This is a genomic window from Psychroserpens sp. XS_ASV72 (assembly GCF_041224425.1).
GTDB lineage: Bacteria > Bacteroidota > Bacteroidia > Flavobacteriales > Flavobacteriaceae > Psychroserpens.
The window spans coordinates 296,428-309,425 of record NZ_JBGFGL010000076.1; the positions used below are offsets into that span (position 1 = coordinate 296,428).

15 protein-coding genes are annotated in these 12,998 nt (G+C 35.2%); 6 read left to right on the forward strand and 9 right to left on the reverse strand.

Annotation, left to right across the window (positions count from 1 at the left end; genetic code table 11):
- The first annotated feature begins 279 nt into the window (after window positions 1-279).
- Window positions 280-1,464, forward strand: coding sequence for an LETM1-related biofilm-associated protein (locus AB9K26_RS08615; protein WP_369972152.1), 1,185 nt, complete (start codon window positions 280-282; stop codon window positions 1,462-1,464).
- Window positions 1,465-1,551: 87 nt separating this feature from the next.
- Entirely contained in the window at window positions 1,552-1,992 is a 441-nt protein-coding gene (locus tag AB9K26_RS08620) for a J domain-containing protein (protein WP_369972153.1), read from the forward strand.
- Here the strand turns inward: AB9K26_RS08620 and AB9K26_RS08625 are convergent.
- From AB9K26_RS08625 to AB9K26_RS08655, 7 genes are read right to left on the reverse strand one after another with little or no spacing between them, the layout of a single operon-like run.
- The gene (locus tag AB9K26_RS08625; RefSeq protein ID WP_369972154.1) at window positions 1,989-2,744 is read right to left on the reverse strand and encodes a LytR/AlgR family response regulator transcription factor; all 756 of its coding nucleotides are present in this window, start codon (window positions 2,742-2,744) and stop codon (window positions 1,989-1,991) included. The genes AB9K26_RS08620 and AB9K26_RS08625 overlap by 4 nt on opposite strands.
- Before the next feature lie 26 nt (window positions 2,745-2,770).
- Window positions 2,771-3,091, reverse strand: coding sequence for a 2TM domain-containing protein (locus AB9K26_RS08630; RefSeq protein ID WP_369972155.1), 321 nt, complete (start codon window positions 3,089-3,091; stop codon window positions 2,771-2,773).
- A gap of 21 nt (window positions 3,092-3,112) precedes the next feature.
- The gene (locus tag AB9K26_RS08635; RefSeq protein ID WP_369972156.1) at window positions 3,113-3,448 is read right to left on the reverse strand and encodes a 2TM domain-containing protein; all 336 of its coding nucleotides are present in this window, start codon (window positions 3,446-3,448) and stop codon (window positions 3,113-3,115) included.
- A gap of 12 nt (window positions 3,449-3,460) precedes the next feature.
- A complete protein-coding gene (locus tag AB9K26_RS08640) occupies window positions 3,461-3,817 on the reverse strand; it encodes a 2TM domain-containing protein (protein WP_369972157.1) in 357 nt (118 codons plus the stop codon).
- The gene (locus AB9K26_RS08645) at window positions 3,795-5,147 is read right to left on the reverse strand and encodes a 2TM domain-containing protein (RefSeq protein WP_369972158.1); all 1,353 of its coding nucleotides are present in this window, start codon (window positions 5,145-5,147) and stop codon (window positions 3,795-3,797) included. Before AB9K26_RS08645 ends, AB9K26_RS08640 begins: the two co-directional genes overlap by 23 nt.
- A 10-nt stretch (window positions 5,148-5,157) precedes the next feature.
- Window positions 5,158-5,781, reverse strand: coding sequence for a tetratricopeptide repeat protein (locus tag AB9K26_RS08650; protein ID WP_369972159.1), 624 nt, complete (start codon window positions 5,779-5,781; stop codon window positions 5,158-5,160).
- A 4-nt stretch (window positions 5,782-5,785) separates the two neighbouring features.
- Complete coding sequence (locus AB9K26_RS08655; protein WP_369972160.1) at window positions 5,786-6,211, reverse strand: DUF2141 domain-containing protein; 426 nt, start codon at window positions 6,209-6,211, stop codon at window positions 5,786-5,788.
- A gap of 260 nt (window positions 6,212-6,471) precedes the next feature.
- On the opposite strand from AB9K26_RS08655, the gene AB9K26_RS08660 reads away from it, so the two are divergent.
- Window positions 6,472-8,097 (forward strand): S8 family serine peptidase, encoded by a 1,626-nt coding sequence (locus tag AB9K26_RS08660; protein ID WP_369972161.1) that lies wholly within the window; start codon window positions 6,472-6,474, stop codon window positions 8,095-8,097.
- Window positions 8,098-8,156: 59 nt separating this feature from the next.
- Here the strand turns inward: AB9K26_RS08660 and AB9K26_RS08665 are convergent, their stop codons facing one another.
- Window positions 8,157-8,576 carry a nucleoside-diphosphate kinase gene (locus tag AB9K26_RS08665; protein WP_321250830.1) on the reverse strand — a complete coding sequence of 140 codons (420 nt, stop codon included), beginning with the start codon at window positions 8,574-8,576 and terminating at the stop codon, window positions 8,157-8,159.
- Window positions 8,577-8,687: 111 nt separating this feature from the next.
- Between AB9K26_RS08665 and AB9K26_RS08670 the strand changes: the two genes are divergently transcribed.
- The 3 genes from AB9K26_RS08670 to AB9K26_RS08680 are packed head-to-tail and all read left to right on the forward strand — an operon-like array spanning window position 8,688 to window position 11,473.
- Window positions 8,688-9,704 carry a bifunctional oligoribonuclease/PAP phosphatase NrnA gene (locus AB9K26_RS08670; protein ID WP_369972162.1) on the forward strand — a complete coding sequence of 339 codons (1,017 nt, stop codon included), beginning with the start codon at window positions 8,688-8,690 and terminating at the stop codon, window positions 9,702-9,704.
- Entirely contained in the window at window positions 9,704-10,243 is a 540-nt protein-coding gene (gldI, locus tag AB9K26_RS08675) for a gliding motility-associated peptidyl-prolyl isomerase GldI (protein WP_369972163.1), read from the forward strand. Before AB9K26_RS08670 ends, gldI begins: the two co-directional genes overlap by 1 nt.
- A gap of 6 nt (window positions 10,244-10,249) precedes the next feature.
- Entirely contained in the window at window positions 10,250-11,473 is a 1,224-nt protein-coding gene (locus AB9K26_RS08680; RefSeq protein WP_369972164.1) for a peptidylprolyl isomerase, read from the forward strand.
- A 57-nt stretch (window positions 11,474-11,530) separates the two neighbouring features.
- Here AB9K26_RS08680 and AB9K26_RS08685 read toward each other — a convergent pair whose 3' ends face one another.
- A complete protein-coding gene (locus AB9K26_RS08685; RefSeq protein ID WP_369972165.1) occupies window positions 11,531-12,994 on the reverse strand; it encodes an aminoacyl-histidine dipeptidase in 1,464 nt (487 codons plus the stop codon).
- Window positions 12,995-12,998 lie beyond the last annotated feature (4 nt).

The following is a 12,998-nucleotide window of genomic DNA, read 5'->3' on the forward strand; positions in this document are numbered from 1 at the left end:
AAAAACTCTAAAATACCATAACATAATTATGGTAACCCTTATAAAGGTTTGGTTGTTAGCTTTCAATCAACCCTAAAACAAATTATTTGCAATTTTTCTTTTTCATGTATAATTGATTTTAAATGAGATCGTTTCAATATGTTATATCTAATTATTCATGTTTCAAATACACATACGAAAAACAGTCGTCTTGGGTTTTGTTAAAATTTTGTTAATGAAATAAAATTGAACATGGTTCAGATAAAAATTTAACTTTGCAGAGTCTTTAATTACTAAATCATGAATCCGTCAGCCCAAGGTTGGATTGAAAAGTTTTGTTCTCAGATTGAAAGAAACGGTTTGCCCTATAAGGACTATGATAGCCTCTACACTGAATTGAAATCCTTTGGCTTTATTTATGGCGTAAATGTTGGCATCACGAAAGCTATTGAACAAACCCTTACCTACTCTGAAGATGAATTGGCAAAAATCAATTTAATTACTGGTCTATACCATATCTACCGATTTCAGAATTCAACATTCAACGCTACCAATTTCATAGAGGAGTTGCTTAAGTTTTATAAATCACTTGAGGTTTCCGATTTATCGCTTTGGGATAAATTGGTTATAGGAAAAAGCAACAGTTCTCTTTTGGAACGATTAATTCACGATAGAATTAAGATTGAAGACAATAACATAAGTAGAAATTTCAACAAGTCCATCACCAACTCCTTATTGTTTGTAGATGTTTTGGCTTTTCATCAATTTATTACCCACAATACAGATCCTAAAACCTATTCAGCAAATCTTGAAAGCATTATTGTTGGTACACTTTACCAATCGTTGAATTCGAAAAGCAAAATCACCGATTACGACAAACAAATTATAGAAGTCATTGAAGCTTCAACCAGTTTGCCTAAGATTGATATTGATGTAGAGGATTTAATTTTTGATATTGATTATGATATCAATCTCAATGAAAAGCACTATCTCATTGATTTAATGTGCCTATCTATTTGGGATGATGAGATTTTGGAAAAATCTGAATATCATTTTTTGGTACAATTAGCACAACGTTTAGATATAGGTAACAAAGTGATACAAGATTCTATATTGTCTGTATCTGAATTTCACATCAAGCATAAAAAAGAGGTACTCTTGTTTCAGCAAACAAATCCTATTGCTAATTTTTATGATAATTCCACGCAATTAGTCACAAAACTCATAAGGAGAAATAGCAAACGTCTTGTGAAAGAGTTGCAACAAAGCAAGGAACTGATGCTTCTCATTACCAAATCCACTCATTCTGATTTAACCAAAGAAGAGCAGAAAAAACTACAGTCGCAATTGATTGATGTGCTCAAAACTGTTCCTAGTTTGGCGATATTCATGTTACCAGGTGGTGCTATTTTGTTACCAATATTCGCCAAACTGATTCCAAATTTACTGCCTTCTGCTTTTGATGACAATCGTATAGAGGACTAGAAGTTATCAATCTCTAATTTTAGTTCGTAACAATTTCAATAGAATACCGTCCAATAAACAATTCTAACCAATTCTATATCAAACCTTATGGAATTACCACAATATTACGAACTACTAAAGGTTGAAGATGGTGCTGATTTGGACACTATTAAAAAAGCCTTCAGAAGAGAAATTGCGCTATACCATCCTGAAAAAAATTCGTCAGAAAATGCCAGACAGCATTTTGAAAAACTTGTTGAAGCTTTTGATATCTTATCACATCCAGACAAACGACGCGCCTATGATGATTGGTTAAAGCAACAAGCAAACAACAAACCTGTCGTTATTGCACAAAAACAGGAATCGCAGTATCAAGATTGGAAAAAAGAAGCGAAGAAAAAATCGGATACGTTTTGGAATTCTGACCTTGCCGATCTTTTGGTATTGGATTTATTTCTTGATGCAGGATTAAGCAGTTTGTTTTCTGGAGCTGACGGACTTTTAGATGGTATTGGAGATTCCCTTGGCGATATATTTGATATCTTTTAAGACAACCAATCCTTAAAATCCTTTACACGTTCACGAGCCACTATAACCTCCTGTTCTTTAAATGTGTTAAGCTTGATTTGCAATCTGGAATTGGTATAGCTAATCATATCATCTATAGCATTGATATTGACAAAGAACTTTCTACTGATCCTAAAAAATTTATGCGGTTCCAATTCATCCTCTAGCTGCTCTAAAGTGGTATCTAGCAAATAGTTTCTACCTTCGGTTGTATAGGCATAAGTACCTTTGTTTTCGCTATAAAAACATTCAATTTCGTCAATGTTTATGAGTTTCAAATGCTGACCAACCTTTACCGAAAACCGCTTCTTGTATTCACGTTCTATCGGATTTACAAGTAACTTTTTTATATCATCAAAATCGAGCGTAACCGACTTCTGTTGAGGTGCCATGTGTTTATATTTTGAAACTGCTTTTTCTAGATCCATTTCATCAATAGGCTTCAATAAATAGTCAATACTATTCAACTTGAATGCTTGCAAAGCATATTCATCATAAGCAGTTGTAAATATCACAGCCGAATTAATTTCCATAGCTTCAAAAATTTCGAATGAAAGTCCGTCACTTAACTGAATATCTAAAAAGATCAAATCAGGATGTTCATTGTTTTGAAACCATTCCAACGATTCTTCAACTGAATGCAGCAAGGTTTGTGCTTCCATATCCAATTCAGAAAGCATACGCTGTAGTCGTCTTGCTGATGGTTTTTCGTCTTCTATGATGATGATATTCATTACTTAATTTTTTATAATGTTAAATATTATTCCCAAAATGTTGTCTCTTCGTTTTTCTCTTTTAAGATGGATTCTATTTTTTTATCCTCCCAACGTTTACTGAAAAACAATTTCCCTTTATAGACAGACCAAGCATGTATGATAATAAAAAGTGTCCACAATACCATGATTGCAATATTCAATGCTGTGATTTCACTTTGATAAGGTCCAGTCATGATATAAAAATTATAAGCTAGAAGAGCCATCGCAATTACGTAAAGCATCAAATGCAAGTAAAAGGTCTGAAGGCGTTTGACTTTTTTCTTAGCCGCTAAATACTTTTGTTTTTCAGATTCATTAAATTCCATAATACTTGAAACTTAAAAGGTTTACTCCCAATGTTTTTGATCTTTATCCATGTATTCCCTTATTTTTCGCTCTTCCCAGTTTTTACCAAACATAAAGTCTGGTCCAAAAACGCCCAAGAAGTGAAATAGTAAACCGATGCCCCAAAAAATAGCTGTAGCAAAAGTTCCAAAGCTCCAAAAACGTCCTCCATTAAAAACGATGAGACAAATGATGAAGATATTAATGATGACATATGATGCCAAATGCCAATAAAATCCGATAAGGTTTTTTACCTTTTTTTGAGCTCTTAAATAGGCTTCTTCTCTTTCAAAGGCACGTTGTTGATCACTTTTATAAGGTTCTATTTGATTTTCCATGATGTTTATTTTTTATGATTTAAACGAATTGTCTTCGTCCATATATTTCTTTAAACGTTTAGCTTCCCAGTCTTTTCCGAGGATATAGTCTAAGCCAAATACTGAAAACAGGTGAATTGCCACTGCGATTCCCCAAAGGATCCATAAAGCAAATGTTCCATAATCCATAACAGCTTCATTAAAGGATTCTCCGTTATGTATGTTGCGCCATACTTTTGCAATACTAATAATCGTATTTATGATAAGGTAGGCTGCAATATGCAAATACAAACGCTTTAATTTATCGACCTTAGATTTGGCTCTTATGTAATTATATTCTTTTGAAAACTCTTTCATGGTCATTATATTAACTCCATCTACCGTTTTCATTTTCCTCTTCACGCATGTATTTTTCTATTTGTCTTTTCTCCCAGTTAGACCCTAACATACCATCGTTGACATACACTTTATAAGCGTGAAATGCCAATCCTAATCCCCAACCTAACATTGGAAACCAAAACCATTGAATGGTGTGAGGTGTATAACGATACCAAATAAAAAACAGGAATGGTATCACTAAACAGTAGGATATTAAACTGTAATAAAACTCCTTTAGTTCTTCAACACGTTTACGTGCTCTGACATATCTGTCGTCAAATTTTGATTTTGGTTCTATAGCTCTCATAATTGATACTTGTTTTGTAAGCATAGGAATTGCCACTGCAAAACTTTTTGCTTCTTGATTGATTGATACTTTCTTATTTGACAATAATTTGTAGCGTTGCTTGATATTTTCAAGACCAACACCACTGCTCTTCTTTACAATTTGCTTTGGCTGAAGGTTGTTCTCCACAACAAGCATACTTCCTGCTTCATATATTTTGATGTGTAACGGTTTACTGCTCGTTACCATATTGTGTTTTACAGCATTTTCCAATAACAGTTGCAATGATAAAGGCACAACTTTACTTTCAGGGTTTTGAGCCTTATCTGGAATTTCAAAAACGATACTATCCTCAAATCGCATTTTCAATAAGGACATATAGGTTCTTGCAAAATCCAGTTCTTCATCGACAGTCACCAATTCTTTGTTCTTTTGCTCCAAAACGTAGCGATAGACTTTAGATAAAGACGTTGTGAACTTTTGGGCATTTTTCGGATTTTCCTCTATTAAGCTTGTCAATACATTTAAACTATTGAACAGAAAATGAGGATCCAACTGATTCTTAAGAGCATCGAATCTGGCACTTGCTGCTCCTGCAATTACTTTTTGCTCTTTGATCTTATTTTTTTGATAGCGATTGTAAAAATAAATCACATAAAAAATAGAGACGATCGTTAGTGTAATCCATAAACCGAAAGAATAGCCTCGCCAAGATTCATTTGCAATAAAGGTTTCAAATGGCTCTTTAAAAATTATGACCTCAACTAAAACCCTCAAGAAAAAGATAGTAATCAATGTAATTACAGTACTACCCAAAATTCCGAAGACGATTCGTTGAATAATCTCATACGCTTTGAACTTGCGCTTTTCCATATAGTTAAAGTACAGCGTATTGACATAATTGATGGCAAAAGTATAAAGTTGGTATATGGCAAAGTAAATTAAGAACTCGTTCACATTCTTATAGTGAAATCCGCCTTCAAACAAGGTTCCAATGACAAATACGACACATCCTAAAAGGAAGGTAACAATGATATTCTTAACTAACTTTGACATAAGGCTTTAATTATTCTTTACACGAAGCTAAAACTTGTTCTGCACGTTGCTTTCCCCAAGCTGGATGAAACTGACTTTCTGGTTTAAAGTTAACAAAAAGTTCAATGGATTTTTCTATGTCTGCACAAAATGGCGCTGTGTCTTGACCAAAATATCGAGCACTTCCCATATCCCATTCTGCTTTACTGAAAACAACTCTAGGATTTTCTGGTGCAAGCTGAAACGCTTTGTTGTACAACTCGTTGATTTTTCCAGAGTATTTCATTCCATAAGTCATTCCATCAAAAGCCACCCAATTGGTCAATACATGTGCTTGTAACACCAATAATTCAGGGTTCTCTTTGCTAATGGCCATAGCCAAATCTAAATGCTCTTGAGCTTTATCCAATTGTGCCTTAAGCTTTGTTTCATCTTTAAGGTTCCAGCTTTTCAAACTGTTGATTTGCGCAATGTAATAATGTGGTAACCACTGATCGGTTTCTACATTAGAGATACGCTCGAACATGTTTTCTGCGTCATCCATATTATTTTGTTCCCAAAGGGAAAATGCCTTTTGCATGCCCTTTTCATAATTGGTTTGTGCAGTTACCATTGCAGTAACCAGAATGAGTACGATTGTAATTAGATGTTTCATGATATTAAAGTGTTATAGTTTGTGTGATTGGTTTTGTACCGACTTCAAATTTAGCGTCCTCCCATTTTGGTGGTCCCATAAATCCTTTGGCATTATTAGAGCAGCCGTAATCTTCTTTAGGAATACCCATAAAATTGGTGTCCATTTTTTTGTTTTCATTTTCATCATGAAAAAAGGAAATGGCGTAAATACCCTTTGGAACATTTTCAAAAGTCACCATACAACTGTTATTCTCGATAGTACTTGAGGTGCTTTTAAGACCTTTTCCCAAGAAAGTGTTTTCTGAATCGTATAACGAAACATATACATGACCTTTATTGCTATCTAAATTCTCAATTTTTACAGTGATGTCTTGACCATTATTTTCTTGTCCCCAAACCACTGTATGGCTAATTAAAACGAAGACCAAGATTTTTGCTAGTGTACCCATGATGATTGTGTTTAAATTATTTTTGTTCTGATTGATGGTACAAAGATGCTTAGGAACCCTTCATTTTAGAAATCTGAATGACTGAATTGTAGTTTTCTGTAGATGAACTGTAAATTATAAAAAGACGAATTACAATTTACATTTTAAGTGATGACAAATGGTGATTTTTCCGATGTGCTTTAAAACATCTTAATCCTATATTTTTAGGATATAAAACATTAAATTAGTTTTAGTAATACTAACCATCTAAACTTTACGCCATGATTAAAACATTACAATTTTTATGCTTTTTTATCGGAATTAATGCCTTAGCGCAGATCCAAATATCACAGGAGTATGCTGAAGGTCAGATTATCGCCAAATTCAAACAGACTCAAAATTCACATACTGACTATTCTGAATTTTTTCAAACAACAGACCTGCAAAGCATAAATAATCAAATTAATGTGTCCAATTTAAAAGTTATTGGAAACAAAAAGGCAAAAAATACCTATTTGATAAGCTACAATGCTTCTATTAGTGTAGAAAATGTGATTGAAATGTATCGTGACACCAATATGTTCGAATATGTTGAACCCAATTATAAATGCTCAGGAAGTGGTATTCCAAATGATCCATTATTGCTGACCAGACAATGGAGCATGGTTAACAATGGTACATTTTCATTATCTCCAGCAACTATTGATGCAGATATTGATATGGATTTGGCTTGGGACATCACAACGGGAGATCCAAATCTTATTGTTGCCATTCTTGACTCAGGAATGCGAATGAGTCATCCTGAGGTGTCAACCAGAATATGGGTAAATAGCTCTGAAATTGTTGATGGAAATGACAGTGATAATAATAACTATGTAGATGATATTTATGGTGGCTGGGATTTTGCCAATGATGACAACAATCCGACCGACGATCATGGTCACGGAACAAATGTTGGAGGCATTGCCGTTGCCACTGGAAATAATGGGATTGGCTATGCTGGAGTGAATTGGAATTCCCAAATTATGGTTATTAAAATTTTAGATGAAAACAACTCCGGATTTTATTCTTGGATGGGAGATGGTATTTATTATGCGGTTGATAATGGTGCAGATGTCATGAACATGTCTGTTGGTGGAAATAGTCCGTCAAGTTTTCTTCTAGATGCTGTGGACTACGCCTATGCAAATGATGTTGCATTAGTGGTGTCAACAGGAAATGGAGATACAGCATTACAATATCCTTCGAGATACGCAAATTCTATTGCAGTTGGCTCCACAAACCCTGACGATTCTAGAACCAGTCCTTTTTTCTGGAGCCCTACAAGTGGTAGTAACTATGGACCGGAAATTGATTTGGTTGCACCTGGTAATTACATTTATGGATTAAGTCATACTTCAGATACCAATTACAATGGATATTGGGGTGGAACCTCACAAGCAGCACCACATGTTGCAGGTGTCATCTCCTTAATGTTATCAGTAAACCCAAATTTAAGTGTAGACCAAATTAATGCCATTTTAATTCAAACCAGTGAAGATCAAGTTGGAGATCCTATAGAAGATACACCTGGATTTGATAATTACCATGGCTATGGTAGATTAAATGCACATTTAGCATTGACTTCAGATCTATTGAGTGTTGAATCGTTCGATCAAAGTGATATTAGTTTATTTCCCAATCCGATACGCAAAGATCAAATGCTTAACTTCGGAAATCTTAAACCCGGTTCGTATAACATTTCAGTACATACGATAACTGGTCAAAAAATAATAAACTTTGAGTTAGAAGCAGATGGTCAAGTTGCACAAACAAAACTACCAACAATAAACACTGGTATTTATCTTTTAGAAATTCAAAACACACTTACTAAAACCTCTGCCATAAAAAAACTTATCGTAAGATAATAGAACGAAAAAAGCGCAACTCAATGAGTTGCGCTTTTTTTTATAAGGTAATGTTTCAATTAAAACATTTCACGTCCCGAAAAATGAAATGCGCCTTCAATAGCAGCATTTTCATCACTATCACTTCCATGAACTGCATTCTCACCAATAGATGCTGCATACAATTTACGGATGGTACCTTCAGCAGCTTCAGCTGGATTTGTAGCTCCAATCAAGGTTCTGAAGTCTTCAACAGCATTGTCCTTTTCAAGAATTGCCGCTACAATAGGACCACGAGTCATGTATTCTACCAACTCTCCAAAGAAAGGTCTTTCCTTGTGAATTGCATAAAACTCTTTTGCATCATCAGTTGTCATTTGTGTTAACTTCATTGCTACGATTCTAAAACCAGAAGCTGTAATTTTTTCTAAAATTGCACCAATATTCCCTTTTTCAACAGAATCTGGCTTAAGCATTGTAAATGTTCTATTTGTTGCCATTTGTATTTTGATTATTGAACTAATTATTCTTGTAAAATTTGGTGCAAAAGTAATATAATTCTTTAGAAATTCGGTATAAACCAAGATTAAAAATTTGTATCTTCGTCGTCTATGAATGCAGGTGAAATCAGTAAAATAAAAACGTTACTAAACGTCCCAAAAGCAATTGTCATAATTCCACATAAAAATCCCGATGGTGATGCCATTGGCTCTACTTTAGCCTTATACCATTACTTAAGGTTATCACATCATAATTGTACGATCATTGCACCTAATGACTATCCCGATTTTTTGAAATGGATGCCTGGAGAAACGACAATATTGAAATATGATACACAACAGGAATCATGCGATACATTGATTAACAAAACTGATATCATCTTCACTTTAGACTTCAATGCCTTGAATAGAATTGGAGGTATGGAATCTGTGGTCGAAAATTCCAATAGCATTAAGATTATGATCGATCATCATCAGCAACCAGATGACTATGCTAATTTCACCTATTCAGATGTTACGATGTCCTCGACTTGTGAAATGGTTTATAATTTTATCGAAATGCTCGGTGACAAAGACCTCATCAATAAAGATATTGCAACATGTTTATATGCTGGAATCATGACTGACACGGGCTCATTTCGATTCCCTTTAACGACCAGTGCCACACATCATATCATCGGTGAATTAATTGAAAAAGGTGCCAATAATGCTGAAATTCACAATCAGATTTATGATACCAATAGTTATGACAGGTTGCAATTGTTGGGAAGAGCTTTGAGCAACTTGAAAGTTCTTCCAGAATATAGAACCGCATTTATCACATTGTCACAAGAAGAACTCAATACCTTTAACTTCAAGAAAGGAGATACCGAAGGCTTTGTAAATTATGGACTCTCTCTTGAAGGCATCATTTTTGCAGCTATATTTATCGAAAACCAGCAAGAGAACATCATTAAAATTTCATTAAGAAGCAAAGGTGATTTCTCTGTAAATGAGCTATCAAGAGCACATTTTAATGGTGGTGGACATACAAATGCAGCTGGAGGAAGAAGCGATCTAAGTCTGAAAGACACGATTGATAAATTTATTAGTATCTTGCCTGAATATAAACAAGACCTGAATCTGTAATGAAACCTATTTGCATCATAATCTTAGCCGTTATATTGGTATTTGGCTGCAAATCACCTGACGCCAGACGACCTGAATCTGTTCAATCCGGTTCTTTTATACAAGCCTCTGCTGAACGCAATATCAAATTGAATGAGAAAGAACATGCGCTTATCCAAACCATAATGGATAAAAATCCTGATGTTGATTATATCGCTTCTGAAAGTGGTTTCTGGTATTATTACAATAACAAAGTTGAACAGGATACCATCACTCCAGGGTTTGGAGATATTGTGAATTTCAGCTATGATGTAAAAGACCTCAATCAAAATACAATCTATTCTAGAGAAGATTTAAGCGTTCAAGATTATGTTATGGACAAAGAAGAGATCTTTACTGGATTGAGAGAAGGTCTAAAACTAATGAAACCTGGTGAGACCGTAACATTCCTTTTTCCTTCACAAAAAGCTTATGGCTATTACGGAGACACCAATAGAATTGGCACCAATGTCCCTTTAATCTGTGAAGTAACCGTTAATACAATTACCCAAAACCAATAAATATTTATGAAATTGATTAGTAAAACAACCCGATTATTAGTGCTGTTAGTATTAGTGACAGCATTCTCTTGTAAAGAAGAATACCCAGATTTGGAAGATGGTCTTTATGCAGAGTTTGTGACTTCAAAAGACACCATGATAGCTAAGCTATTTTATGATAAGGTTCCTGTGACTGTTGCTAATTTTGTAGCACTTGCTGAAGGCAATCATCCTATGGCTGAGGAACAATATAAAGGCAAACCATTTTATAACGGATTGACATTCCATAGAGTTATGAATAATTTTATGATTCAAGGTGGTGATCCAACTGCCACTGGAACTGGTTCTCCAGGTTATAAATTTACTGCCGATTTTGATCAGAGTTTAAAACACGATAGGCCAGGTATTTTATCTATGGCGAATAGTGGCGGATTTAACACTAATGGCAGTCAGTTCTTTATTACTGAAGTCCCTTATCCGAGCTTAAATTTTTACGATGCTGATGGCAATCTAAAACCTTGTGACCAACCTCGTGTAAGCTGTCATTCCGTTTTTGGAGAATTGGTTAAAGGAATTGAAGTACAGGATTCCATTTCGAATGTCAAAACAGGCCCAGGGAACAAACCTCTGGAAGATGTGGTTATTAAGGAAGTAAATATTATCAGAAAAGGATCTGCTGCAAAATCATTTAATGCTGCTAAGGTTTTTGAATCTGAATTACCAAATGTCGAAAAAAGAATTGAAGATATTCAAGAAGAAGCTCGATTAAAGGCTGAAGAAGAACAACGTATTAGAGAAGAGAAAATCGCTGAAGCTTCAAAGGAAATGAAGCCAATTCTAGATGATTACACTGCCAAAAGTAAAACCTTGGCCTCTGGCTTAAAAAAGCATATCCTAACCCAAGGTTCAGGTGAGAAACCAAAAACTGGCCAAAGTGCTATGATAGCTTATGAAGGCTATTTCACAGACGGTCGTTTATTTGATAGTAATTCATTGGAAGTTGCCGAAAAGTATGGCATGGTGAATCCGAGACGTCAAGAAGCTGGAGCTTATGGGCCGACGAGCATGCCTATTCAACCAGATGCGCAAATGATTTCAGGATTTAAGGAAGCTTTGGCCTCGATGCGAGTTGGTGAAAAAGCGTTTTTCTATATTCCTGCACATTTGGCCTATGGCGAACGTGGCAGAGGCATGATTCCACCAAATACAGATTTGACTTTTATTCTTGAAATGACTGAGATTTCTCAATAAAACTCAATACCAAACAAGCATAAAAAAGCCTTTCCAATGGAAAGGCTTTTTTTATCATTACTTTTTCGGAATGCGTTTTAAAATTTCCAGTACATAATTCCAGTATTTCTGTACTGACGATATTTGTGCACGTTCGTCAGGTGAATGTGCTCCTCTAATATTTGGTCCGAAACTTATCATGTCCATCTCAGGATAATTGGTTCCCAAAATACCACATTCCAAACCAGCATGACATGCTGCTACATGAGGTTCTTCACCGTTGTTCAATTCTTTATAAAGCGGTACCATTACCTTAAGAATATCAGAATCCATATTGGGTTTCCAACCAGGATAATCACCACTATACGTCACATCACATCCAGCCAGCTCAAATGCAGAACGCAAAGCGTCGGCTAAATCCCATTTCGAACTTTCCACCGAACTTCGAGTTAAACAACCTATTTTAATTTGTCCGTCCTTGACCAATATACGAGCAATATTATTCGAGGTTTCCACCAAGTCTGGAATATCAGGACTCATTCTATACACACCATTAAGAGCTGCATAAATGGCTTTAATCAAACTTTCTTGAACACCTAATTCCATGACTTGATTTGGCAACTCCATCGGGTTGATTTCAACTTTCAAGTCAGGTTCCATTGTTTTATATTCTAGTTGAATCGCTGCTGCCAAAGATTTTGTTTCCGATAGGAAATTATCTTCATTGGATTTTTCTATAGCAACTTTCGCTTGACTTTCCCTTGGAATGGCATTTCGCAAACTTCCTCCATCAATTTCAGAAATACGTAGACCATATTTTTCAAATCCGTTGAACAACAATCGGTTCATAATTTTGTTGGCATTTCCTAAACCTTCATGGATTTGCATTCCTGAATGTCCACCTTGCAAACCTTTTACAACTATTTGATAACCTAAATGCGACTCTGAAACAGATTCTTGCTTATAAGATCTTGTTGCTGTCACATCAACGCCACCTGCACATCCTACTCCAATTTCATCATCCTCTTCGGTGTCTAGATTCAGTAAAATATCTCCATCCAACATACCACCTTTCAATCCCATAGCTCCAGTCATTCCAGTTTCCTCATCTATGGTAAATAAGGCCTCAATAGCTGGATGTTCTATAGTATTGCTCTCAAGAATAGCCATTATGGTTGCCACTCCCAATCCGTTATCGGCTCCTAAAGTAGTACCCTTGGCCTTAACCCAATCACCTTCAACGAACATGTCGATACCTTGTGTCTCAAAATCGAATACTGTATCATTGTTTTTTTGGTGAACCATGTCCAAATGTGATTGCATCACAACGGTTTTTCGGTCTTCCATACCAGAGGTTGCAGGTTTTTTTATGATGACATTACCCACTTCATCTTCAATTGTCTCCAGATTCAAACTGTTTCCAAAATTTTTCATGAATTCAATCACGCGTTCTTCCTTTTTGGATGGTCTTGGAACAGCGTTTAAATCTGCAAACTTATTCCATAAACCCTGTGGCTCCAACTGTCTTATTTCAGCACTCATAATA